Consider the following 24,725-nt stretch of genomic DNA (forward strand, 5'->3'; position numbering starts at 1 on the left):
AGTCAGAACCATGAGTGTGAGTAGTGCGACACCCCGCAACACGACCACTTTGACCCGGTCGGAAAGGATGCTGATTCTTGGAAGCTCACTGATGGTCATCTCCATCCTGAGCATCGTGACCTTCTTGCTGATTCGCGAACGCGGCAGCGCCGAAATGGCCGCCACCCGCGCGGCCTCCAACATCGTGCAATTGATCGACGCCGACGTGCTGCGCAATGTCGAGCTGTACGACGTATCCCTGCGTGGCCTGATCAGCGCCTCGCAACGCGACGACCTGAAACAGGTATCGCCGACCATTCGCCATATGGCGCTGTTCGACCGGGCCACCGCGGCCCCCTACAAGGGCAACATCCTGCTGCTCGACTCGCGCGGCGACGTGCTTGCCGACTCCGCCTCGGTCGAACCGCGCCAGGGCAACTTTTCCGACCGGGAGTATTTTCAGTCCCATGTGAATAACCCTGATCCGGGCATGCTGATCAGCCGACCGTTCCGCGCCCGCCCGCCCGAGCTGGATTGGCGCATCAGTTTCAGCCGGCGGGTGTCCGGCGAGCGCGGGGAGTTCCTCGGCGTGGCCGAAGCAGCCATGCGCCTGGACTACTTCAGCCAATTGTTCAAAAGCCTGAATGTCGGCCGCGACAGCTCGGTCAACCTGATCAGTCGCGACGGTATCCTGCTGGCCCAGGAACCACCGCGAGCGGACAACCTGATCGGCCAGGACTTCAGCCAACGGCCCAATTTCATCCGCATCCTGCGCGAGGGGAACGGCAGCTTCAAAGGCATGTCCAGCACCCAGCAGCCGCGCCTGTATACCTTCTCCCAGGTCGGAGACCTGCCGCTGATCGTGATCGTGGCGCTTTCCAGCAATGAAGTCTTCGCCTCCTGGCAGCGTACCGCGCTGGTGGTCGGCGGCGCCACCGGTGCGCTGTGCCTGGGCCTGTTGTGGCTGACCTGGCTGCTTTGCCGGGAATTGCGCCGCCGCCAGAGCGCCGAGCAGGAACTCGCGCAACTGGCCGCCACTGACGCTCTCACCGGCTTGGACAACCGCCGCAGCCTGGACCAGACCCTGGCCCGCGAATGGGGACGCGCGCAACGCTCCCACAGCGCCCTGTCGCTGCTGATGTTGGACGTGGATCACTTCAAGGCCTTCAACGACCGCTACGGCCACCCGCTCGGCGATGAAGCCCTGCGCATCGTGGCCCGGGTGATCAGTGACAATATCCGTCGCCCCGGCGACCTGGCCGCACGCTACGGCGGCGAAGAGTTCGCCGTGGTCCTGCCGGAGACCGATAACGAAGGCGCCCGGCGTATCGCCGAGCATATCCGCCTGGCGATCGAGCGCCTGCCGCCGATCCGGGACGGCGCCTCGCCGATCACCATCAGCATCGGCCTCAGCACTTGGGCAGGCACGCCGAAGTCCAGCCTGGAAGCGCTGTGCTCGATGGCCGACAAAGCGCTGTACCAGGCCAAGGCCGAGGGGCGAAACCGGGTGGTGGGTTAAGGGCCTCATCGCGGGCAAGCCTCGCTCCTACGGGTCCCGTGACCTCATCAGCCGTGCAGCAATCTGCAGGCATAAAAAAAGGCCACCCGAAGGCAGCCTTTAAAAACTAAAGGAAAGAGAGTGTTACTTACACGGCCGCAACCGGACGCATGTAAGAGATCGGTGCAGTGCTGGCATCTTCGAAGGTCACGACTTCCCAAGCGTCTTTCTGCTCAATGAGCTTGCGCAGAAGCTGGTTGTTCAGTGCATGGCCCGACTTGAAGCCTTTGAACTCACCTATCAGGCTGTTGCCCAGCAGGTAGAGGTCACCAATTGCGTCGAGGATCTTGTGCTTCACGAATTCGTCTTCGTAGCGAAGGCCGTCCTCGTTCAGTACACCATCCGCGTCGACCACGATGGCGTTTTCCACGCTGCCGCCGAGTGCGAGGTTGTGCTTGCGCAGGTACTCGATATCACTCATGAAACCAAAGGTACGGGCGCGGCTGACTTCTTTTACGAACGAAGTGCTGGAAAAGTCCACGCTTGCACTCTGGGTGCGGTCACGGAAAACCGGGTGATCGAAATCGATCTCAAAGCTCACTTTAAAACCGTCGAAAGGCACGAAAGTGGCGCGCTTGTCGCCGTCTTCCACTGTCACCTCGCGAAGGATGCGGATGAACTTCTTGGCTGCGTCCTGTTCTTCCAGGCCGGCAGATTGAATCAGGAATACGAAGGGTCCAGCGCTGCCATCCATGATCGGGACTTCGGACGCGGAGAGCTCGACGTAGGCGTTATCGATGCCCAGGCCAGCCATGGCCGAGAGCAAGTGCTCCACCGTGTCCACTTTGGTGTCACCGTTGACCAGGGTGGTCGACATAGTGGTTTCACCAACGTTTTCCGCGCGAGCAGGAATCTGCACCACAGGGTCCAGGTCGGCACGACAAAACACAATGCCGGTGTCGACAGGCGCAGGCTTGAGGGTCAGGTAAACCTTCTCCCCGGAGTGCAGGCCTACACCTGTGGCACGGATAATATTCTTCAGGGTGCGTTGTTTAATCATGGCTTGGGCCGCTTCAGCGCAAATTGCGAACTGGTATCAACAAAGGCTGGCGATAATAGCAGACCAGACCTTTGCTGAACACCAATCACCCTAATACCCCTGATACATTCCATCAATCGGCCTGGCGACGCAGGAAAGCCGGGATGTCCAGGTAGTCCAGATCATCTTGCGGATTCAGCTTCGCCGCAGTCGCAGCACTGGCCTGGGCCTGGTTGCGCATGACGGTCGGACGGTCCAGATCACGGTAGTTGACCGACGGCAGTTCCTGACGCGCAGGTGCTGGCGCCTGTGCAGCGGCCATGGAGGTTTGCACGGTATTGTCGATGACCTTCACAGGTTTCTCGATTTTCGCGCCCAGACCTGTGGCAACCACAGTCACGTGCAGCTCGTCGCGCATGTCCGGATCGATAACGGTACCGACCTTGACCATCGCGTGCTCGGAAGCAAAGGCTTCGATGATGCTACCCACGTCGGAGTACTCGCCCAGGGACAGGTCGGGACCGGCGGTGATGTTCACCAGGATGCCGCGTGCGCCTTGCAGGTTCACGTCTTCCAGCAGCGGGTTGCGGATCGCCGCTTCGGTCGCTTCACGTGCACGGTTAGGACCGCTGGCGCAGCCAGTGCCCATCATTGCCATGCCCATTTCGCTCATCACGGTGCGTACGTCGGCGAAGTCGACGTTGATCATGCCCGGACGCTTGATGATGTCGGAGATACCGCGAACGGCACCGGCCAGCACGTCGTCGGCCTTGGCGAAAGCCGACAGCAGGCTGGCGTCTTTGCCGAGGATGGTCAGCAGTTTTTCGTTGGGAATGGTGATCAACGAATCGACGCTTTCGCTCAGCGCGCGGATGCCTTCATCGGCGATCTGCATGCGCTTGCGGCCTTCGAACGGGAACGGACGGGTCACCACCGCAACGGTGAGGATGCCCATTTCCTTGGCCACTTCGGCGATGATCGGCGCGGCACCGGTACCGGTACCACCGCCCATGCCGGTCGTGATGAACACCATGTTGGTGCCCGCCAGCACTTCAGCGATACGCTCGCGGTCTTCCAGGGCGGCTTGACGGCCGACTTCAGGATTGGCGCCAGCACCCAGGCCCTTGGTCACGCCGGTACCCAGTTGCAGGATGGTCCGCGCGCCGATGTTTTTCAGCGCTTGAGCATCAGTGTTGGCGCAGATGAATTCGACGCCTTCGATGTTGCTCTTGACCATGTGATTGACGGCGTTGCCGCCGCCACCGCCGACACCGATAACCTTGATTACCGGACTTGCGGGGACGTTGTCTACGAGTTCGAACATTTTCCCTCTCCTTTCATTTCTCTAGTTTTTTCGCCTACTGCTTACAACGGTGTTGCGGTAAATCTTCAGAAATTGCCCTGCACCCAGCTCTTGATGCGATCGAGCAAGGCGGCCTTGGGTTCGTCGCTGCTGTAGCTGTCCCGGCTACCGATGCCGGAGAACGAGATACCGTCGGACTGCTTCTGCAGCCCGTACAACAGCAAGCCCACGCCGGTGGAGTAGATCGGGTTGCGCACCACGTCGGACAGGCCTTTGACGGTGTGCGGCACGCCCAGGCGGACCGGCATGTGGAAAATCTCTTCGGCCAGTTCGACCGCGCCTTCCATTTTCGAAGTACCGCCGGTCAGCACGATGCCGGCAGGGATCAGGTCTTCGTAGCCGCTGCGACGCAGTTCGGCCTGGATCAGGGTGAACAGCTCGTCGTAACGCGGCTCGACCACTTCGGCCAGAGCCTGGCGGGACAGCTCGCGCGGCGGACGGTCGCCGACGCTTGGCACCTTGATGGTTTCGCCGGCACCGGCCAGCTTGGCCAGGGCGCAGGCATAACGAATCTTGATTTCTTCGGCGTACTGGGTCGGCGTACGCAGCGCCATGGCGATGTCGTTGGTCACCTGGTCGCCGGCAATCGGGATCACCGCGGTATGGCGGATCGCGCCTTCGGTGAAGATCGCGATGTCGGTGGTACCGCCACCGATATCCACCAGGCACACGCCCAGCTCTTTCTCGTCGTCGGTCAGCACCGAATACGCCGAGGCCAGTTGTTCGAGAATGATGTCGTCGATTTCCAGGCCGCAGCGACGCACGCACTTTTCGATGTTCTGGGCGGCATTCACCGCGCAGGTCACCACGTGCACCTTGGCTTCCAGGCGTACGCCGGACATGCCCAGTGGCTCGCGCACGCCTTCCTGGTTATCGATCACGTAATCCTGCGGCAGGGTGTGCAGCACCCGCTGGTCGGCCGGAATCGCCACGGCCTGCGCCGCGTCGAGTACCCGCTCCAGGTCCGCCGAGCTCACTTCGCGATCACGAATCGCCACGATGCCGTGGGAGTTCAGGCTGCGAATGTGATTGCCCGCCACGCCGACGAACGCCGAGTGGATACGGCAACCGGCCATCAGTTGCGCTTCTTCTACCGCGCGCTGGATCGATTGAACGGTGGACTCGATATTCACCACCACGCCCTTCTTCAGGCCGCGCGATGGATGGGTGCCGATACCGACGATTTCCAGCGTGCCATCGGCCGCGACCTCGCCTACCAGCGCCACCACCTTGGAGGTGCCGATATCCAGACCGACGATCATTTTGCCGCTTTGCACGTTTGCCATGGTCCTGCCTCTTCTTAATTCTTCGCGACGGCGGGTTGGGCCGTCGTGGGCGCTACAGGTTCCCGCCAGCCGACGGCCAGGCCGTTGGCATAACGCAGATCGATGCGCGCGATGTTCGTAATCTGTTCTTTCAGCGTTTTTTCATAAATGGCAATGAAGCGGCGCATCTTCTCCACCAGGTGATCGCGTCCAAGCAACAGTTCGATACCAGGACCGGCGCTGCCGGCCCCCGTGGTCAGGAACCAGCTGCCGCGCTCGCGCAACTCCAGACGGGCAATGGAGAAACCCATCGGGCGAAGCATCTGGCTCAACACCTGGTACTGCTGCATCACCTGCTGCTGGGCCCGCTGCGGGCCGAACAACTGTGGCAAATGCTCGTAGTTCGCCAGCTCACGCGGGGTGAAGGCCTGGCCCTGGTTGTTCAACAGCGCCTCGTCGCCCCAACGGGCCACCGGCAACTGCTCTTCCAGGCGAATCACCACCTGGTCCGGCCACACACGCCGTACCTCGGCATGAGCGATCCATGGCATCTGTTCCAGCTCGGTACGCATGCTCGCCAGGTCGATGGTGAAGAAGCTCGCCGCGACGTAGGGCGCGATCCGCTGCTGCACCGCCTGCTGGCTGATGTAACTCAGGTCGCCCTGCACCGCGACCTTGGTGATCGGCCGGTCGGCATAGGGCAACAGGCGCTGCGCGCCCTCGTAAGTGCCGAAGCCCAGCGCGACCAGCAGCACCGGCCACATCAGGCTTTTCAGCACGCCAAAGTTGGCTTTCGGCAGGCGCGCCGACATCGGCTCCTTGGCCACCATCCGGCTGGCACCACGCGGCACCGGCTTGCGGCCGGGAGCGGGTTGCTGATGACGTAGCTGGGCGCCTTGCATGGCCTTAACCTCGCGGCTCTGCGTTACTGACGACACTCTCCGCCAGGATGGCCAGAACCAGCTGCTGGAAATCCAGACCGGCGGCACGGGCCGCCATCGGAACCAGGCTGTGATCGGTCATGCCGGGAGCGGTGTTCACTTCCAGGAACCAGAACTGGCCATCGGCGTCCTGCATCACGTCGGCACGCGCCCAACCGGCGATACCGAGCGCCCCGCAGGCTTTCGCCGTCAGGTTCATGAGCTCCTGCTCTTTGTCACTGTCGAGGCCGCACGGAATCCGGTACTGGGTATCGGAAGCCAGGTACTTGGCGTCGTAGTCGTAAAACGTGTGGGGCGTGCCCAGGGCGATCGGTGGCAATACCTGGCCGCGCAGCGTGGCGATGGTGAACTCCGGACCTTGAATCCATTGTTCAACCAAGACTTGCGAGTCGTAGGTGCTGGCCGCTTTCCATGCGTCGATCAGTTCGGACGCGGATGTCACTTTGGCCATACCAATACTGGAACCTTCATGCGCCGGTTTGACGATCAAAGGCATGCCCAGTTCCGTAGCCGCAGAAATACAATCGGCCTCGGAGCCAAGTACGGCGTGACGTGGCGTCGGAATACCGAGGCTGTGCCAGACCTGCTTGGTACGCAGTTTGTCCATCGCCAACGCCGAAGCCAGGATGCCGCTGCCGGTGTAGGGAATGCCCATGCATTCCAGCAGGCCCTGCATGCTGCCGTCTTCGCCGCCACGACCGTGGAGGATGATGAAGGCACGGTCGATCTTCTCGTTCAGCAGGCGCTGCAGGAAGTCGTCACCGACGTCGATGCCGAAGGCGTCCACACCGGCGCTCAGCAAGGCTTCGAGCACGGCATTGCCGGACTTCAGCGAGACTTCGCGCTCGGCGCTCTTGCCGCCGAACAGCACGGCGACGCGACCGAAATCCTTCGGCGCGAGGGTCGAAAACAGAGAGGCGTAGGCGGCGGTCATTTCGACTTCCCCTGACCGGCAGGCACGGCGCCCGCGAACAACGGACTGCCCAGCAGCTTCGGCGCAAGACCGCCGATATCACCGGCGCCCTGGCACAGCAGGATGTCGCCGGCGCGCAGCAGCGGCTTGACCAGCGGCGCGAGGTCGACCCCACGCTCGATGTAGATCGGGTCCAGCTGACCGCGCTGACGGATGCTGTGGCACAGCTGACGGCTGTCCGCCCCCGGGATCGGCTCTTCGCCCGCTGGATAGACTTCCATCAACAGCAGGACGTTGGCGTCCGCCAATACCTGGACGAAATCATCGTACAGGTCGCGGGTGCGGCTGAAACGGTGCGGCTGGTAGACCATCACCAGGCGACGCTCAGGCCAGCCACCGCGCACGGCCTTGATCACCGCCGCGACTTCGGTCGGGTGGTGGCCGTAGTCGTCCACCAGCATCACATTGCCGCCATCCACCGGCAGTTCGCCGTAGACCTGGAAGCGACGTCCCACGCCCTGGAAGCCCGACAGGCCCTGGACGATGGCCTCATCGCTGATGCCTTCGTCGGTGGCGATGCAGATGGTCGCCAGGGCGTTCAGCACGTTGTGGTTGCCCGGCATGTTCACCGAGACATCCAGCGGCTCGCGATCGGGACGCAGCACGGTGAAGAAGGTCTGCATGCCCTGCTGGCGTACATTGATCGCCCGCACGTCGGCGCCTTCGTTGAAACCGTAGGTGACGGTCGGACGCTTGACCTGTGGCAGGATCTCGCGCACCACCGGGTCGTCCAGGCACAGCACGGCCAGGCCATAGAACGGCAGGTTGTGCAGGAATTCGACGAAGGTTTTCTTCAGCTTGTTGAAGTCACCGTCGTAGGTCGCCATGTGGTCGGCGTCGATGTTGGTCACCACGGCCACCAGCGGCTGCAGGTGCAGGAAGCTGGCGTCGCTTTCATCGGCTTCGGCGATCAGGTAGCGGCTGGTGCCCAGCTGTGCATTGGTGCCAGCTGCATTCAGCCGGCCACCGATGACGAAGGTCGGGTCCAGGCCACCGGCGGCGAACACCGAGGCCAGCAGGCTGGTGGTGGTGGTCTTGCCGTGGGTACCGGCAACGGCGACGCCGTGGCGGTAGCGCATCAGCTCGGCGAGCATTTCCGCTCGCGGCACTACCGGGATACGGCGTTCCAGGGCGGTGGCCACTTCCGGATTGGAGGTGTTCACGGCGCTGGACACCACCAGTACATCGGCGTTGGCGGCGTTCTCGGCACGGTGGCCGATGAAGATCTGCGCACCAAAGGACTCGAGGCGCTCGGTGACCGGCGACGCCTTGAGGTCGGAGCCGGAAACCTGGTAGCCCAGGTTCAGCAGTACTTCGGCGATCCCGCACATGCCCACGCCACCGATACCGACGAAGTGGATGCGACGGATACGGCGCATTTCCGGTTGTGGCATGGCTTTCTGATTCTCAACCATGGGCCACCTCCAGGCAGATATCGACCACGCTACGGGTGGCATCGGGTTTGGCCAGGCGACGTGCGGCGTCGGCCATGCTGTTGAGTCGTTCCGGTTGCATCAAAACCTCTGTCAGGCGAGCGGCAAGGTCCGCTGCGCCAGTCGTTCTTTGCGGCATCAGGAAGGCAGCGCCTTCACGAGCCAAATAATCGGCATTGCGGGTCTGGTGATCGTCGATGGCGTGAGGCAAAGGCACGAGCATCGAAGGCAGACCGGCGGCAGCCAGTTCACTGACGGTCAACGCACCTGCGCGACAGACCACCAGGTCAGCCCAGCCGTAGGCTTGGGCCATGTCTTTGATGAACGGCTGCACCTGCGCCTCGACGCCGGCGGCGCGATAGCGCTCTGCAGTCACTTCATCGTGGTTTTTGCCGGCCTGATGAAACACTTCCGGACGCAGCTCGGGGGAGACCAGCGCCAGGGCTTCAGGCAGCAACTTGTTCAACGGCTCTGCTCCCAGGCTTCCACCCAGGATCAGCAAACGCGCCTTGCGTCCGGCCAGGGCCTCGCGCGGTGTATCGAGGAACAGCTCGGTGCGCACCGGGTTGCCGGTGGTACGCCGGCTGCTGGAGGCACCAAAGGTGTCCGGGAAAGCTTCGCAGACTCGGGCCGACAACGGCACCAGCAGCCGATTGGCGGTACCGGCGACCGCGTTCTGTTCATGAACGATCACTGGCACGCCGGACAGTTTTGCCGCGACGCCACCAGGGCCGGTCACATAACCGCCAAAGCCCAGCACGCAGACCGGCTTGAGCTGACGAATGATCCGGCGCGCCTGCAGCACTGCCTTGAGCAGCACGAATGGCGCCTTGAGCAGCGACAGCTTGCTCTTGCCCCGCAGGCCGCTGACGTTGATCAGGTGCAGTTGCAGGCCGGCATTCGGCACCAGCTCGTTTTCGATGCCGCGCGGGGTGCCGAGCCAGTGCACGGTATAACCGCGCGCCTGGAATTCGCGGGCACAGGCCAGCGCCGGGAACACGTGACCGCCGGTGCCACCGGCCATGATCAGCACATTAGCGCCCATGGCTTGGCTCCTCGGCGAAGTCGCTCTCGCTGAACTCCATCTCTTCGCTGCCCAGGTGGGTCCGACTCTCCCACTCGATGCGCAGCAACAGGCCAAGACAGGCGCAACAGATCACCAACGAACTGCCGCCATAACTGAGGAACGGCAAGGTCAGACCTTTGGTCGGCAACAGGCCGACGTTCACCCCGATGTTGATCAGGAACTGGCCGATCCACAGGAACGACAAGCCATAAGCGACATAGGCGGCAAAGAACTGCTTGGCTTTCTCGGCCCACAGACCGATGTACATGCCACGGATACAGACGAAGACGAACAACGCCACCGTGCACAGGGAACCCACGGCGCCCAGCTCTTCGGCCAGGACCGAGAACACGAAGTCGGTGTGGGCTTCCGGCAGGTAGAACTGCTTCTGCACGCTGTTGCCCAGGCCAACGCCCAGCCATTCGCCGCGGCCGAAAGCGATCAAGGCCTGGGACAACTGGTAGCCCGCGCCGAACTGGTCGGCCCAGGGGTCGGCAAAGTTGGTCAGGCGCGCCATTCGATAGGGCTGCATCTGAATCAGCAGGACCACCGCCGCGACCGCCAGGACCACCATCAAGGAGAAACGGAACAGCCCGACCCCACCGAGGAACAGCATCGCCGCCGCGGCCCCCATCATCACCACGGTGGCGCCGAAGTCCGGCTCCATCAGCAGCAGGCCAGCCATCGGCAACAGGACGATGAATGGCTTGAAGAAGCCCATCCAGCTTTCGCGCACTTCTTTCTGGCGACGCACCAGGTAACCGGCGAGGTAGATCACCACGAACACCTTGGCGATCTCGGAAGGCTGGACGTTGAAGAAACTGAAGCCGATCCAGCGCATCGAACCGTTCACCTCGCGGCCGATCCCCGGGATGATCACCATCACCAGCAAACCGAAGGCACCGAGCAGCATCATCCAGCCCAGGCGTTGCCAGGTGGCGATCGGAATCATCATGGTGACGATGCAGGCACCCAGGCCCAGCACCACGTAGATCAGGTGGCGAATCATGTAATACAGGGCGCTGCCCGATTGCACCGCCGCCACTTCGGTGGAGGCCGAGGCGATCATGATCAGCCCGAGGCCGAGCAGCGTCAGGCAGCCGGCGAGCATCGGGAAGTCGAGGTCGACGCCGCGCCCGGTGATGATCGGCGATGGATAAGGCTTGATGATGTCTCTCAGGTTCATGCCAGATCCTCCACGGCGCGGACGAACTGGTGACCACGGTCTTCGTAGTTCTTGAACATGTCGAAACTGGCGCAGGCAGGCGACAGCAGCACCACGTCGCCGGACTGGGCGGCGGCACGGCATTGCGCCACGGCGTCGACCAGGGAGCCGACACGAATCAGCGGCACGGCATCGCCGATGGCCTCGCCGATCTTGTCGGAATCGCGGCCCATCAGGATCACGGCGCGACAGTTGGCCGCCACCGGATCGCGCAGGTCCTTGAACTCGGCACCCTTGCCGTCGCCACCGGCGATCAGCACGATCTTGCCTTCGATATCCGCGCCCAGGCCTTCTATGGCCGCCAGTGCGGCACCCACGTTGGTGGCCTTGGAATCGTTGTAATAACCCACGCCATCCAGGTCGCGAACCCACTGGCAGCGGTGCTCGAGGCCGGCGAAGGTGCGCAGGGCCGAGAGCATGGCATCGAACGGCAGGCCGACCGCATGTCCCAGGGCCAGCGCCGCCAGGGCGTTGGACTGGTTATGGGCGCCACGGATCTTCAGTTCGCGCACCGGCATCAGGTTCTGGAATTCGAAGGCCAGGTATTTCTCGCCATTCTCTTCACGCAGGCCGAACGCCTTGAAGTCGGGTTTGCTCAGGCCGAAGGTCCAGCACGGCAGGCCTTCGCCGATCAATGGCCGGGTCAGGGCATCCTGGCGGTTGAACACCACTTGCCGGGCGCCACGGAAGATCCGGTGCTTGGCCAGGTGATACGCCGGCAGGCCGCTGTAGCGGTCCATATGGTCTTCGCTGATGTTCAGCACGGTGGCCACTTCGGCCCCCAACTGGTCGGTGGTTTCCAGCTGGAAGCTGGACAGTTCCATGACATACAGCTCGACATCGTCGCTGAGCAGGTCCAGGGCCGGCGTACCCAGGTTGCCGCCCACGGCGACCCGCTTGCCCGCCGCCGCGGCCATTTCCCCCACCAGGGTGGTCACAGTGCTTTTCGCGTTGGAACCGCTGATGGCGACGATCGGCGCCTTCGCGTTACGCGCGAACAGCTCGATATCGCCGGAGAGTTTCACCCCACGGGCAGCGGCGGCTTGCAGGGCCGGGGTCGCCAGGGCCAGGCCGGGGCTCACGTAGAGCTCGTCGGCGCGGCACAGGAAGTCGACGTCCAGCTCGCCACAACGCACTTCCACATGCGGATAGTCACGGCGCAGCGTGGCCAGTTCCGGTGGATTTTCCCGCGTATCGGCGACGGCAAACGACACGCCCCGGTTCGCCAGGAAGCGAACCAGGGACATGCCGCTCTTGCCGAGGCCGACAACGATGCGGAAGTGGTCAGAAGCGATCAGAGACACTCGTTCTACCTCAGCTTCAGGGTGGCAAGGCCGATCAGCACGAGAATCACGGTGATGATCCAGAAACGGACGATCACACGCGGCTCGGGCCAGCCCTTGAGTTCAAAGTGGTGATGAATCGGCGCCATGCGGAAGACACGACGACCGGTCAATTTGAAGGAAGCAACTTGAATGACCACCGACAGGGTTTCCATCACGAACACACCGCCCATGATGAACAGAACGATTTCCTGGCGAACGATCACCGCGATGGTGCCCAGGGCCGCGCCCAGCGCCAGCGCGCCGACGTCGCCCATGAAGACTTGTGCCGGGTAGGTGTTGAACCACAAGAAACCGAGCCCGGCGCCGATCAGCGCGCCGCAGAACACAATCAGTTCACCCGCGCCCGGAACGTAAGGAATCAGCAGGTACTCAGCGAATTTCACGTTACCCGACAGGTAGCAGAAGATGCCCAGGGCGCCGCCTACCATCACGGTCGGCATGATCGCCAGGCCGTCGAGGCCATCGGTCAGGTTGACCGCGTTACTGGAGCCGACGATCACGAAATAGGTCAGGACCACGAAGCCGATGCCCAGCGGAATGCTGACGTCCTTGAGCATGGGGATCAGCAAGGTGGTTTCGACCGGGGTTTGCGCGGTGACATACAGGAAGATCGCCGCGCCCAGGCCAAATACCGACTGCCAGAAGTACTTCCAGCGGCTCGGCAGGCCACGGGAGTTCTTCTCGATCACCTTGCGATAGTCATCGACCCAGCCGATGGCGCCGAACAGCAGGGTGACCAGCAACACCACCCACACATAACGGTTGCTCAGGTCGGCCCACAGCAGGGTGCTGATACCGATGGCCGAAAGAATCAACGCGCCGCCCATGGTCGGAGTACCCGACTTGGAGAGGTGCGATTGCGGACCGTCATTACGCACGGCCTGGCCGATCTGACGGGTCTGCAGAGTGCGGATCATCCACGGCCCCAGCCACAAGGACAGCACCAGTGCAGTCAGTACCCCGAGAATCCCGCGCAGGGTCAGGTACTGAAAGACCGCGAAGCCTTTGTAGAACTGTTGCAGGTACTCCGCTAGCAGCAGCAGCATCAATGTTTCTCCGTGCTGGAACCACACAAAGCCGCGACGATGTTTTCCATCACCGCGCTGCGCGATCCCTTGATCAAAATAGTGGTGTTTGTATCTTGCTCGGCACCCAGGGCGGCAATCAGCTCGGCCTGGCTGGCGAAGTGTCGGGCGTGCTCACCGAAGGCGGCGACCGCGTGGGCCATCATTGGACCCACGGCATAGAGCGCCGACACCTTGCCGGCGGCATAAGCACCCACTTCGCGGTGCCCCTGCTCCGCCCAATCGCCCAACTCGCCGATATCTCCGAGCACCAGGACGGTGCGACCGGAAAAGCCGGCGAGTATATCAACGGCCGCGCACATTGACGTGGGGTTCGCGTTATAGGTGTCGTCGATTACCCGCATACCGTTTTTCGCCAGTTGGGCGACAGTGCGGCCCTTGACTGGCTGCACCGCGTTGAGCCCGGTGGCGATGCCGAACAGGGACACGCCCAGGGCATGCGCGGCGGCGGCAGCGGCCAGGGCATTGGCAACGTTATGGGTACCCAGCAGGTTCAACTGGACACGCTCAGAACCGTTGCCCGCGTGCAGGGTGAAGTTCGGACAGCCACGGGCATCGCGCTGGATATCCGAGGCGTAAAAGTCGGCGGCATTGTTGGTCAGGGCAAAACTCAGCACCTGACGGCCAGCGGCGCGGCCTTTCCAGATCGGGAATGCCTTGTCGTCGAGGTTGAGCACAGCGGTACCGGAAGCATCCAGCCCTTCAAGGATCTCGCCCTTGGCCTCGACGATTTTCTCCGGCCCGCCAAACTCACCCACATGAGCGGTACCGGCATTATTGATGATGGCGACCTGCGGCTTGGTCATCGCCACGGTGTAGGCAATTTCGCCGATGCGCGAAGCCCCCAGCTCGATCACGGCCGCGGTGTGCTCCGGGGCCAGTTCCAGCAGGGTCAAGGGCGCGCCCAGGTCGTTGTTCAGATTGCCGCGTGTGGCAAGCACCGGCCCGCGCGTGCGCAGGATGCTCGCAAGCATTTCCTTGACTGTGGTCTTGCCGCTGGAGCCGGTAATCGCCGCTACCGGCTTGGTGAAAGCCGCGCGATTCAACGCCCCCAGTTGGCCGAGCGCCTGCCGGGTATCGCTGACCAGCAGCTGCGGCAGCGTGCTGTCTGGCACTTCGCGTTCGACCAGGGCCCCGACGGCGCCTTTGGCGGCGACTTCATTCAGGTAGTCGTGCCCGTCGAAACGTGGGCCGGCCAGGGCAATAAAGAGTTGGCCCGGCTTGATCGCCCGGCTGTCGATGCTCACGCCATCGAAGCTGCAATCGCCAGCCAGCAGGCGCCCCGCCAGCGGTCCGCTCAGTTCACTGAGTTTCAGGGCCTTAAGCATGGGCCACCTCCCACGCGGTCAGCGCTCGATCGGCTTCCACCAGGTCGGAGAAGTCGAGACGCACGCCATTGATTTCCTGATAGTCCTCATGACCTTTACCGGCCAGGACAATCACGTCGTCCGCCGAAGCGCCGGCGACCAACTGGGCGATGGCCAGGCCGCGACCGGAAACGAACTCGACCTTGTCCACTGCGCTGAAGCCGGCACGAATGTCGTCGAAAATCTGCGCCGGATCTTCCGTGCGCGGGTTGTCGTCGGTGACCAGCACGCCGTCGGCCAGGCGCTCGACCACTTCCGCCATCAGCGGACGCTTGCCGCGATCGCGATCGCCGCCGCAGCCGAACAAGCACAGCAAACGGCCCTTGGCATGGGGACGCAGGGCCAGCAATACCTTTTCCAGGGCATCCGGGGTGTGGGCGTAATCGACCACCACCAGCGGTTGCGAACCACCGCCCAAGCGCTGCATGCGACCGGCCGGGCCTTCCAGTTTCGGCAGTACGTTAAGGATTTCGTCGAGGGCGTAATCCAGGCCGAGCAAGGCGCCGACAGCGGCCAGCACGTTGCTCAGGTTGAAACGACCGAGCAAGGTGCTACGCAGATGATGTTCGCCCTGCGGAGTCACCAGGGTTGCACGCACGCCTTCGTCGTCGAATTGCGCTTCGCGGCAGTACAGATAAGCCCGCGGATCCTCGAGACTGTAGGTAATCAACCGCGAATCCTGTTCGTCACTGGCCAGCAGCCGACCGAAGTCATCGTCGAGGTTGATGACACGGCACCCCAGATCGGTCCAGCCGAACAGCTTGGCCTTGGTGGAGCCGTAGGCTTCCATGGTGCCGTGATAATCCAGATGATCGCGAGACAGGTTGGTCAGCACCGCCACGTCGAAGGCCAGAGCACTGACTCGCCCCTGGTCCAGACCATGGGACGACACTTCCATCGCCACGGCCTTGGCGCCGGCCTTTTTCAGGTCGGCCAGGGTGGCCTGCACGGCAATCGGGTTCGGCGTGGTGTGCATGCCGCTTTGCAGCGCGCCATAAAAACCGCTGCCGAGGGTGCCGACAATGCCGCAGTGCTGGCCCAGCAGGTCGAGTGCCTGCGCCACCAACTGGGTCACGCTGGTCTTGCCGTTGGTACCGGTCACGCCAATCAGGTTGAGGTTGCGGCTCGGGTCGCCATAAAAACGCCCGGCGATATCCGACAGCTGCGCCGCCAGGCCTTTGACCGGAATCAGCGGCACGTCGGTAATCGGCAGGACGGTCGCGCCTTCGACTTCATAAGCCACCGCGGCCGCACCGCGCTGCAAGGCGTCGGCGATGTGCGCACGACCATCGAACTTGCCGCCAGGCACCGCGAGAAACAGATCGCCGGCGCGCACATTGCGGCTGTCCAGGGTCAGTTCGCGAATCAGCAGATCACGACCAGCGTGGGCGAAAATCTTGTTCAGGCTAAGAGACATCAGCCGCGCCCTCCTTTAGCTGGTGCCGCATTGGCTTGTTGGGTAGGTGGCAGGTTGTCCGGCGAGATATTCATCAGACGCAGGGTGCCGGACATCACTTTGCTGAACACCGGCGCCGATACCAGACCACCGAAGTAACCGGCCTTGCTCGGCTCGTCGATCACCACGACGATGGCGTAGCGCGGATCGCTCATCGGACCGAAACCGGCGAACAGCGAGCGGTAGGAGTTCTCGGCATAACCCTTGGTACCGACCGAAGTCTTACGTGCAGTACCACTCTTGCCGGCCACGTGATAAGCCGGTACCTGGGCACGGAACACACCGCGCGGAGCCTCGATCACCTGCTGCAACATGCCTTGCATGGTCTTGGCGACCTTTTCCGGAATCACCTGGGTGGTTTCCGGCGTCCTGTCGGTTTTGATCAGGGTCAGCGGAGCGATGCGACCGTTATTGGCCAGGGCCGAGAAGGCGTGAACCAGCTGGATCGCGGTCACCGAAATGCCGTAGCCATACGACAGCGTGGCTGTCTCAGCCTTGCGCCACTCGCGGTAGTTCGGCAGGTTGCCAACTCGCTCACCCGGGAAGCCGAGACCGGTGTCCTGGCCAAGACCGATTTTCTGGGCCAGGCGGAAGATGGCTTCGCCACCGATATCGAAGGCGATCTTGCTCATGCCGACGTTACTGGAATTGATCAGAATCCCGGTCAGGTCGAGTACCGCGCCTTCAGTCTTGGATACGTCACGAATGGTGTATTTGCCGATCTGCAGCGTGCCTGGATACACCTCGACGGTGTCGCTCGGTTTCCAGCGCCCGGTTTCCAGCGCCGCGCTCATGGAGATGGCCTTCATGGTCGAACCCGGCTCGAACACGTCGATCATGGCGCGGTTACGCATCATCGCTGGTTGCAGGTTGCGACGGTTGTTCGGGTTGTAGGTCGGCTGGTTGACCATGGCCAGGATCTCGCCGGTCTTCACGTCCATGATGACCAGGCTGCCGGCCTTGGCGCCGTTCTCGACGATGGCATTGCGCAGCTCGCGGTTGGCCAGGTATTGCAGGCGCAGGTCAATCGACAACGCCAAGGGCTTGCCGGCCTTGGCGTTTTTGGTGACCTGGACATCCTTGATCAGTCTGCCGCGCCGGTCCTTGATGACCTGGCGCTTGCCCGGAACTCCGGCGAGCCACTCGTCATAAGCCAGTTCGACCCCTTCGCGGCCGCGATCGTCGATGTCGGTAAAGCCGACCATGTGCGCGGTCACTTCGCCGGCTGGGTAGAAGCGCCGGAACTCTTCGATGCCATACACCCCCGGCACTTTGAGATCGAGAACTTGCTGGCCCTGCTCGGGCGTCAGGCCGCGCACCAGGTAGATGAATTCTTTATTGGCTTGCGCTTCAAGGCGCTCGGCCAGCGCCTTGGGGTCTTGCCCCAAGGCAGCAGCCAATGCCGGCCACTTGTCCTTGGCCAGCTGCATTTCCTTGGCGTTGGCCCACAGAGTGGTCACTGGCGTACTGACCGCCAGCGGCTCGCCGTTACGGTCGGTGATCAAGCCACGGTGAGCCGGGATCGGAATATGCCGAACGCTGCGTGCATCGCCCTGCCCCTTGAGGAAGTCGCGATCGACGACCTGCAGGTCGATGATGCGCCAGGCGATCGCCGCCACCATGATGCCGAGCAAGCCCAGCACCAGGCGGAACCGCCAGGGGAAGAGTGCGCCTTCAAGCTTCATCATGGCGCCACCATCTGGACTTCTGCCGCGCCGGGAATGCGCATTTTCAGTTGCTCGGTGGCCAGCACTTCGATCCGGCTATGGGCGGTCCAGGTGCTTTGCTCGAGAATCAGCCGTCCCCACTCCGCTTGTGCCTTGTCACGCACACTCAACTCGCCGTACAGCGTGTTGAGCAGTTGGCGATTCCAGTGGGCGCTATAGGACACCGCAATCGCGGACACCAGGACGCCGATGAACAGCAGAAGCATGAAAAAGCTTCCGCCTGGAAGTGGCTTGGCGAAAAGCTTGCTCACCGCAGCTTCTCCGCAACGCGCATGACAGCACTACGGGAACGCGGGTTGGCCTTGAGCTCGGCGTCGGAGGCCGTCTGCGCTTTGCCATGGACTTTGATTTTCGGCTCGAAAGCCACGTGGCGCACCGGCAGGTTGCGAGGCAGGTTGTCCGCCTCGCCCTTCACCAGCTTGCGCATGAACAGTTTGACGATGCGATCTTCCAGCGAGTGGAAACTGATGACCACCAGACGGCCGCCGACCTCCAGGCATTCCAGCGCGGCTTCGAGGCCGGCTTCCAGATCGCCCAGTTCGTTGTTGACATGAATGCGCAACCCCTGGAACGCACGGGTTGCCGGGTTCTTGCCCTTTTCCCAGGCCGGGTTGGCGACTTTCAAGACTTCCGCCAGGTCGGCGGTGCGTTCGAACGGCTTGATATCGCGGCGCTCAGCCACGGCGCGGGCCATACGACCGGAGAAACGCTCTTCGCCGTATTCCTTGAACACTCGGGCGATTTCTTCCACCGGTGCGGTGTTGACGAACTCCGCCGCGCTGATGCCGCGGGACGGGTCCATGCGCATATCTAGGGGACCATCATTGAGAAAACTGAAGCCGCGCTCAGGATCGTCGAGCTGCGGCGAAGACACGCCCAGGTCGAGCAGCACGCCGCTGACCTTACCATCCAGGCCACGCTCGGCCACCTCCGAGCCTAGCTCGGCAAAGCTGCGCTGCACAACGACAAAGCGGCCGTCTTCGGCCGCTAGCGCTTGCCCGGTGGCAATCGCTTGAGGATCTTTGTCGAATCCGAGCAGCCGGCCATCCGGCCCGAGCTTGCTGAGGATCAGACGACTATGACCACCGCGACCGAAGGTGCCATCCAGATAGCAGCCATCAGGACGTACGGCGAGAGCCTCGACGGCTTCGTCAAGCAGTACGGTGATGTGGTTAAAGCCGCTATCAATAGTCACAGGATCAAATCACGCAGTTCATCAGGCATGGCGCCCGGTTGTTGAATAGCTGCCAGGTCCGCTGCGGAAACAGCATTCCAGGCATCCTCGTCCCACAGTTGGAACTTGTTCAGTTGGCCTACCAACATTGCGCGCTTATCCAACTTGGCATATTCGCGCAGACGCGGCGGAACCAGAAAACGACCACTGCCATCGAGTTCGAGGTCGACGGCATTACCAATCAGCAAACGCTGCAAGCGACGGTTTTCTTCACGTAGCGAAGGCAGCGCGCGCAGCTTGGTTTCAATAATTTCCCACTCGTCGAGGGGGTAGACACACAAACACGGATCAACGGCATCAATAGTGACGATAAGTTGCCCGGAACTACGCGAAACGAGCTCGTCACGGTACCGGCTCGGCATGGCGAGACGGCCCTTTGCGTCGAGACTGATAGCGTTAGCTCCGCGAAACACGTCAGCGTTTCTCCAAATTTTAGCGTTTTACGTCCAAAAAACCCACTTCATGCCACTTTCCGCCACTTGCGCACACTATAGGAATGCGCCCACCACACCGTCAAGGCACGGAGCGACGGAAAAGCCTTATAGAACGGAGATTTAGGAGACTAAAAGGAGGGGTAACGGGAATCTGGCGAAGGATTTGGTGCAATAACTTCAATCAGCTCAAGAAGCTGTATTGCGAAGTTAAAGTAATTTGTTAAGAGTAAGATCTTTTCGGTATTACAAAAGCGCTTCTGCTATTGATTCAAGCAGGGAGGGAAAAGGTGGAGAGTCGATCTGTAAGCCGGGTTCTGTCGAGGACAGTCATTCCTCTACGATGGCCATCACTGGACATCTTTAGCAACCTACCCGGTTCCAGCGCGGGCCACGCCTTGGAACCCTATTTGGTCTTGCTCCGAGTGGGGTTTACCTAGCCACGAACTGTTGCCAGACGTGCGGTGCGCTCTTACCGCACCTTTTCACCCTTACCGGCACCGAAGTGCTTAGGCGGTTATTTTCTGTGGCACTTTCCGTAGGCTCGCGCCTCCCAGGCATTACCTGGCACTCCGCCCTATGGAGCCCGGACTTTCCTCCCCCCTCTAATTTTCATAGAGGGCAGCGACTGTCCAATCGACTCTCCGCCGCGCAGGTTAACGGCAGAGCGGCGGAAGAACAAGTGATAAAAGCCTTTTGCCATTCCGCCGATCGCGTTTACTCGCCTTTCTGTTTATCCAGCGCCACTTGATAGAGCACATTCTTGCGCACGCCGGTAATTTCCGCCGCCAATGCTGCGGCACGCTTGAGCGGCATCTCTTTGAGCAGCAGGTCGAGAACCCGCATCGCCTCACTGCTCACAGCCTCGTCGCTCTCCGGCGCTGACCATCCCGCTACCAGCACCACGCATTCGCCGCGCTGCTGATTGCTGTCTGCCTCAACGAAAGCCCGCAACTCCGAAAGCGGCAGCCCCTTGAGGGTTTCAAAGGTCTTGGTCAGCTCCCGGGCCAGCAATGCCGGACGCTCGCCACCGAACACCGACTCCATATCCTGCAAGCACTCGAGAATACGGTGTGGCGCCTCATAGAAAATCAGCGTGCGCGGCTCTTCCTTTAATAGTTCAAGACGCCCGCGCCGCCCTACCGCCTTGGCCGGCAGAAAACCCTCGAAGATAAAACGATCGGAAGGCAGCCCCGCCGCCGACAAGGCCGCAATCAGAGCGCAGGCCCCAGGAACAGGAACGACATTGATACCCGCCGCACGCGCCTGACGCACCAGGTGGTAACCCGGATCGGAGATCAACGGCGTGCCCGCGTCGGAAATCAGCGCAACGCTGTCTCCCGCCAACAGACGCGTGAGAAAACGGCCGCCTTCATCCCGTTCGTTATGTTCATGGCAGGCGGCCAGCGGCGTGGAAATCCCGAAGTGCTGCATCAAGCGTTGCGAGTGGCGCGTGTCTTCGGCGGCAATCAGCGCCACCTCACGCAAGATCTTCAAGGCCCGGGCACTGATGTCGTCCAGGTTGCCGATGGGCGTCGCCACCACATAAAGCGAGCCAGCAGCGGAATTCAAAGGACCTGGAGCAGTCAAAGCGCACACCTCTTGATCGGTAAAAGCGCCATTGTAGCGCGTAGAAGCCTTCGGAATGCGTGTCGCAGGCACCTCACGCCTGCGACAGCGCCAGCCGCTCTAAAGCACTGCAACATTTGCTCGACCTAAAATAGACGGTTTATTGCCAGTAACATCGCGCCCCGGCCAGTGCTTGGGTACAATTCCACGCTAATTTGATCGAGTATCAGGAACACTTACATGATCGCTTGCCTGCGGCTGTTCTCTGCCTTATGCCTTGCCGCCCTCCTGGCGGCTTGCGCCAGCTCGCCCTCCTCCAGCCTTGGCGAACTTCCACGGACCCCGGATGCCAGCATCGAGCAACTGCTCGAACAGGCCGCCAACAGCAAAACACCCGACAAGGCAGCCCTGCTGCGCTTGAGCGCTGCCGACCTGGCCTATCGCCAGGGCAACGCCGGCCAGGCCGCGCAAATCCTGCAACAAGTGCCGATGGAGCAACTCAAGCCCGGCCAGCAGGTTTTCGCCAGCACCCTGGCCGCCGAACTGGCCATGACTCGCAACCAGCCAAAGGCCGCCCTGACTGCCCTGAGCCACCCGAGCCTGCAACGCCTGAGCGAACTGCCGGAAGAGCAGCAAATCCGCACCGGCACTGTCCACGCTCGCGCACTAGAGGCTGACGGCCAGGCCCTCGCCGCGACACGGGAGCGCATTTTCATTGCGCCACTGCTCAAGGACGACGCCGCGAGCAAGAACCACGAAGCCATCTGGGCATTGATTGCCAGCCTGCCGACCGATCAACTGCAAGCCGTCGGCAACGATGACCTGGGCGGCTGGATGAGCCTGGCGCTGGCAGTGAAGACCGCCGGCACCCTGGAACAACAGCAGGCCGCCATCGACAACTGGCGCGCACAGAACCCCAAGCATCCGGCGGCCATTCAGCTGCCGCTGCCGCTGACCAAACTCAAGGAACTGGCCAGCCAGCCGCTGTCCAAGATCGCCCTGCTGTTGCCGCAGGACGGCCCGCTGGCCGCGGTCTCCAAGGCCCTGCGCGACGGCTTCATGGCCGCGCACTATCAGGCTCAGCAAGCCGGTCAGAAGCCTCCCAGCATCGAGTTCTACGACAGCTCGCGCCTGACTTCGCTGGATGACTTCTATCGCAAGGCCCAGGCAGATGGCGTGCAACTGGTCGTCGGCCCGCTGGAAAAACCGCTGGTCAAACAGCTTGCCGCGCGCCCGCAACTGCCTATCACCACCCTGGCGCTGAACTACAGCGAAGGCGAACAAGGCCCCGCGCAACTGTTCCAGTTCGGCCTGGCCGCCGAAGATGAGGCTCGCGAAGTCTCCCGCCGCGCCCGCGCCGACGGCCTGCACCGCGCTGCGGTCCTGGTGCCACGCGGCGAATGGGGTGATCGTGTGCTCAAGGCTTTCCGTCAGGACTGGGAAAGTAACGGCGGTAGCGTGGTAGGTATCGAACGCGTCGATCAGCCGGTAGCCCTGGCCCAGCAGATTGCCGACCTGTTCCAACTGCGCCAGAGCGAAGCCCGCGCCAAGAGCCTGCAGAACGCCGCTGGTACTCAAGTGGCCGCACAACCTTCACGTCGCCAGGACATCGAGTTCATTTTCCTGGCATCCACTCCGCAACAGGCACAACAGATCAAGCCGACCCTGAACTTCCAGTACGCCGGCGATGTACCTGTCTACGCCACCTCTCATGTCTTCAGCGCCAGCGGCGACCAGAACCAGTACAACGACATGAACGGCATACGCTTCTGCGAGACGCCTTGGCTGCTGGATGCCAATGACCCGCTGCGCCGACAGGTCGCCGCGCAGTGGCCACAAGCCGGTGGCAGCCTGGGTCGACTGTATGCGATGGGCGCCGACGCCTACCGCCTGGCACCACGCCTGGGGCAACTCAAAGCCCTGCCGGACAGCCGCATCGAAGGCCTGTCGGGCAGCCTGACCATGAGCCCGAGCCAGCGCGTTCAACGCCAGCTGCCATGGGCCGAGTTCGTCAGCGGCCAGATCACTCGCCTGCCTGACACCCAGCGCTAATGCCACAACGATCACGTCAGCAAAGCGGTCAGGATGCCGAAGCCCAAGCGCTCCGGCATCTTGAACAACAGGGGCTGCGCCTGCTGGCGCAGAACTGGTTGTGCAAACGCGGCGAGCTTGATCTGGTCATGCTTGACGGCGATACAGTAGTATTCGTCGAAGTCCGCTACAGACAACACACGCAATGGGGTGGCGCACTAGGCAGCATCGACGCACGCAAGCGTCAGAAACTGATACTCGCCGCACAGTTTTTCCTGCAGCGCGAGTCGCGCTGGTCCAACCACCCTTGCCGTTTCGATGTGGTCGCCATAGACAGCGCCCCAGGTACGACCACTCATTTGAACTGGCTACGGAATGCCTTTGAAAGCTGATCGACGCTCTCGGGCCGAGCCGGACATTTTCACTCAACATTTTTGCTCTTTGCTTTGCGGGCAGCACATTCATGTGCCAGAAAGCCGCGCCACTTAAGGTCACACAGATGGACATGCAATCCCGAATTCGCCAGCTTTTTCAGGCCAGTATCGACACCAAGCAACAGGCGATGGACGTACTTGCACCGCACATCGAGCAAGCCAGCCAGGTCATGGTCAACGCCCTGCTCAACGAAGGAAAAATGCTTTCCTGCGGCAATGGTGGCTCAGCCGGCGATGCCCAGCACTTCTCCTCCGAACTGCTCAACCGTTTCGAGCGCGAGCGCCCGAGCCTGCCAGCCATTGCACTGACCACCGACAGCTCGACGATTACCTCGATCGCCAACGACTACAGCTACAACGAAGTCTTTTCCAAGCAGATTCGCGCCCTGGGCCAGCCTGGCGATGTCCTGCTGGCGATTTCCACCAGCGGCAACTCGGCGAATATTATTCAAGCGATCCAGGCCGCACATGATCGCGAAATGATTGTCGTAGCATTGACCGGTCGCGATGGCGGCGGCATGGCGTCCCTGCTATTGCCGGAAGATGTCGAGATTCGCGTACCGGCCAATGTCACTGCACGCATCCAGGAAGTCCACCTGCTGGCGATCCACTGCCTCTGCGACTTGATCGACAGCCAACTGTTCGGGAGTGAAGAATGACCCCTAATCGCCTTGGCCTACTGGCCCTGACCCTAGCCTTGAGCATCAGCGGTTGCAGCTCGGTGATTACCGCCACCCGCGAAAGCCCGATCGAAGATGACCGCGGCACCCGCACCTTCGGCAGCAAGATCGATGACTCACTGATCCAGACCAAAGTCGAAGTGAACGTCGCCAAGGCCAGTCCGGATCTGGACCACAATTCGCACATCGTGGTGACCAGCTTCAACGGTATCGTCCTGCTGGCTGGCCAGACCCCGCGCGCCGAGCTCAAGACACTCGCCGAGCAGGCCGCCAGCGCCGTGCAACGGGTGAAGAAAGTCCACAACGAACTGCAGGTTCTGCCGCCCTCTTCCCTGCTGGCCCGGCAGAACGATGCCTGGCTGACCACCAAGATCAAGACCCAGATGCTGACCGATGCCAGCATTCCAGGCTCGCGCATCAAGGTCGTGACGGAAAACGGCATCGTCTACCTGCTGGGCCTGCTGACCCAACAGGAAGCCACCCAGGCGACCAATCTGGTACAGGGCGTTTCCGGCGTGCAGAAAATCGTCAAACTGTTCGAGTACATCGACTGATGTGAACGAAAGGTACAGACACAAAAAAG

The 24,725-nt window shown here is 61.9% G+C and carries 22 protein-coding genes and 1 other RNA gene; 5 read left to right on the forward strand and 18 right to left on the reverse strand.

Annotated elements, in window-relative coordinates; translation table 11 throughout:
• Positions 1–10 precede the first annotated feature (10 nt).
• Positions 11–1,498 carry a sensor domain-containing diguanylate cyclase gene (locus C4K27_RS25400; RefSeq protein WP_053262557.1) on the forward strand — a complete coding sequence of 496 codons (1,488 nt, stop codon included), beginning with the start codon at positions 11–13 and terminating at the stop codon, positions 1,496–1,498.
• Between the two features lie 127 nt (positions 1,499–1,625).
• Here C4K27_RS25400 and lpxC read toward each other — a convergent pair whose 3' ends face one another.
• The 18 genes from lpxC to rsmI all read right to left on the reverse strand — a co-directional run bounded on the left by lpxC (position 1,626) and on the right by rsmI (position 21,000).
• Positions 1,626–2,537 (reverse strand): UDP-3-O-acyl-N-acetylglucosamine deacetylase, encoded by a 912-nt coding sequence (gene lpxC, locus C4K27_RS25405; protein WP_009045509.1) that lies wholly within the window; start codon positions 2,535–2,537, stop codon positions 1,626–1,628.
• A gap of 112 nt (positions 2,538–2,649) precedes the next feature.
• Positions 2,650–3,840, reverse strand: a complete 1,191-nt coding sequence (gene ftsZ / locus C4K27_RS25410) for a cell division protein FtsZ (RefSeq protein WP_007922129.1) — start codon at positions 3,838–3,840, stop codon at positions 2,650–2,652.
• A 65-nt stretch (positions 3,841–3,905) separates the two neighbouring features.
• Complete coding sequence (gene ftsA / locus C4K27_RS25415; RefSeq protein WP_007922131.1) at positions 3,906–5,165, reverse strand: cell division protein FtsA; 1,260 nt, start codon at positions 5,163–5,165, stop codon at positions 3,906–3,908.
• A 14-nt stretch (positions 5,166–5,179) separates the two neighbouring features.
• Positions 5,180–6,046: a cell division protein FtsQ/DivIB gene (locus C4K27_RS25420; RefSeq protein ID WP_007922133.1), complete on the reverse strand. Its 867-nt coding sequence runs from the start codon at positions 6,044–6,046 to the stop codon at positions 5,180–5,182.
• 4 nt (positions 6,047–6,050) lie between these two features.
• Positions 6,051–7,019, reverse strand: a complete 969-nt coding sequence (locus C4K27_RS25425) for a D-alanine--D-alanine ligase (protein WP_053262558.1) — start codon at positions 7,017–7,019, stop codon at positions 6,051–6,053.
• Positions 7,016–8,473: a UDP-N-acetylmuramate--L-alanine ligase gene (gene murC / locus C4K27_RS25430; protein WP_007922136.1), complete on the reverse strand. Its 1,458-nt coding sequence runs from the start codon at positions 8,471–8,473 to the stop codon at positions 7,016–7,018. Before murC ends, C4K27_RS25425 begins: the two co-directional genes overlap by 4 nt.
• The gene (murG, locus tag C4K27_RS25435; protein WP_009050717.1) at positions 8,466–9,536 is read right to left on the reverse strand and encodes an undecaprenyldiphospho-muramoylpentapeptide beta-N-acetylglucosaminyltransferase; all 1,071 of its coding nucleotides are present in this window, start codon (positions 9,534–9,536) and stop codon (positions 8,466–8,468) included. Before murG ends, murC begins: the two co-directional genes overlap by 8 nt.
• The gene (gene ftsW, locus C4K27_RS25440; protein ID WP_007928477.1) at positions 9,526–10,743 is read right to left on the reverse strand and encodes a putative lipid II flippase FtsW; all 1,218 of its coding nucleotides are present in this window, start codon (positions 10,741–10,743) and stop codon (positions 9,526–9,528) included. The genes murG and ftsW overlap by 11 nt, the downstream gene beginning before the upstream one ends.
• Positions 10,740–12,086 carry a UDP-N-acetylmuramoyl-L-alanine--D-glutamate ligase gene (gene murD / locus C4K27_RS25445; RefSeq protein WP_007928476.1) on the reverse strand — a complete coding sequence of 449 codons (1,347 nt, stop codon included), beginning with the start codon at positions 12,084–12,086 and terminating at the stop codon, positions 10,740–10,742. The genes ftsW and murD overlap by 4 nt, the downstream gene beginning before the upstream one ends.
• A gap of 5 nt (positions 12,087–12,091) precedes the next feature.
• Positions 12,092–13,174: a phospho-N-acetylmuramoyl-pentapeptide-transferase gene (gene mraY, locus C4K27_RS25450; RefSeq protein WP_007928475.1), complete on the reverse strand. Its 1,083-nt coding sequence runs from the start codon at positions 13,172–13,174 to the stop codon at positions 12,092–12,094.
• Complete coding sequence (locus C4K27_RS25455; RefSeq protein WP_053262559.1) at positions 13,174–14,541, reverse strand: UDP-N-acetylmuramoyl-tripeptide--D-alanyl-D-alanine ligase; 1,368 nt, start codon at positions 14,539–14,541, stop codon at positions 13,174–13,176. Before C4K27_RS25455 ends, mraY begins: the two co-directional genes overlap by 1 nt.
• The gene (locus tag C4K27_RS25460) at positions 14,534–15,997 is read right to left on the reverse strand and encodes a UDP-N-acetylmuramoyl-L-alanyl-D-glutamate--2,6-diaminopimelate ligase (RefSeq protein ID WP_053262560.1); all 1,464 of its coding nucleotides are present in this window, start codon (positions 15,995–15,997) and stop codon (positions 14,534–14,536) included. Before C4K27_RS25460 ends, C4K27_RS25455 begins: the two co-directional genes overlap by 8 nt.
• Positions 15,997–17,721, reverse strand: coding sequence for a peptidoglycan D,D-transpeptidase FtsI family protein (locus tag C4K27_RS25465; RefSeq protein WP_164523783.1), 1,725 nt, complete (start codon positions 17,719–17,721; stop codon positions 15,997–15,999). Before C4K27_RS25465 ends, C4K27_RS25460 begins: the two co-directional genes overlap by 1 nt.
• On the reverse strand, positions 17,721–18,014 hold the full coding sequence (ftsL, locus tag C4K27_RS25470) for a cell division protein FtsL (protein ID WP_009050721.1): 294 nt from the start codon (positions 18,012–18,014) through the stop codon (positions 17,721–17,723). The genes C4K27_RS25465 and ftsL overlap by 1 nt, the downstream gene beginning before the upstream one ends.
• Positions 18,011–18,958 carry a 16S rRNA (cytosine(1402)-N(4))-methyltransferase RsmH gene (gene rsmH / locus C4K27_RS25475; protein WP_053262562.1) on the reverse strand — a complete coding sequence of 316 codons (948 nt, stop codon included), beginning with the start codon at positions 18,956–18,958 and terminating at the stop codon, positions 18,011–18,013. The genes ftsL and rsmH overlap by 4 nt, the downstream gene beginning before the upstream one ends.
• Positions 18,955–19,410 carry a division/cell wall cluster transcriptional repressor MraZ gene (mraZ, locus tag C4K27_RS25480; protein WP_003205355.1) on the reverse strand — a complete coding sequence of 152 codons (456 nt, stop codon included), beginning with the start codon at positions 19,408–19,410 and terminating at the stop codon, positions 18,955–18,957. Before mraZ ends, rsmH begins: the two co-directional genes overlap by 4 nt.
• Before the next feature lie 308 nt (positions 19,411–19,718).
• An RNA gene (rnpB, locus tag C4K27_RS25485) (RNase P RNA component class A) lies at positions 19,719–20,072 on the reverse strand.
• 73 nt (positions 20,073–20,145) lie between these two features.
• The gene (gene rsmI / locus C4K27_RS25490; protein WP_173613364.1) at positions 20,146–21,000 is read right to left on the reverse strand and encodes a 16S rRNA (cytidine(1402)-2'-O)-methyltransferase; all 855 of its coding nucleotides are present in this window, start codon (positions 20,998–21,000) and stop codon (positions 20,146–20,148) included.
• A 237-nt stretch (positions 21,001–21,237) separates the two neighbouring features.
• Between rsmI and C4K27_RS25495 the strand changes: the two genes are divergently transcribed.
• The 4 genes from C4K27_RS25495 (at position 21,238) to C4K27_RS25510 (ending at position 24,696) form a co-directional block, all read left to right on the forward strand.
• Positions 21,238–23,049 (forward strand): penicillin-binding protein activator, encoded by a 1,812-nt coding sequence (locus tag C4K27_RS25495; protein ID WP_053262564.1) that lies wholly within the window; start codon positions 21,238–21,240, stop codon positions 23,047–23,049.
• Positions 23,049–23,420, forward strand: a complete 372-nt coding sequence (locus tag C4K27_RS25500) for a YraN family protein (RefSeq protein WP_007928464.1) — start codon at positions 23,049–23,051, stop codon at positions 23,418–23,420. Before C4K27_RS25495 ends, C4K27_RS25500 begins: the two co-directional genes overlap by 1 nt.
• Positions 23,421–23,527: 107 nt before the next feature.
• Positions 23,528–24,121 (forward strand): phosphoheptose isomerase, encoded by a 594-nt coding sequence (locus C4K27_RS25505; protein ID WP_007928463.1) that lies wholly within the window; start codon positions 23,528–23,530, stop codon positions 24,119–24,121.
• Entirely contained in the window at positions 24,118–24,696 is a 579-nt protein-coding gene (locus C4K27_RS25510) for a BON domain-containing protein (RefSeq protein ID WP_053262565.1), read from the forward strand. The genes C4K27_RS25505 and C4K27_RS25510 overlap by 4 nt, the downstream gene beginning before the upstream one ends.
• Positions 24,697–24,725 lie beyond the last annotated feature (29 nt).

Origin of the sequence: Pseudomonas chlororaphis subsp. chlororaphis, assembly GCF_003945765.1 — a bacterium.
GTDB classification, from domain to species: Bacteria; Pseudomonadota; Gammaproteobacteria; order Pseudomonadales; family Pseudomonadaceae; genus Aquipseudomonas; species Aquipseudomonas chlororaphis.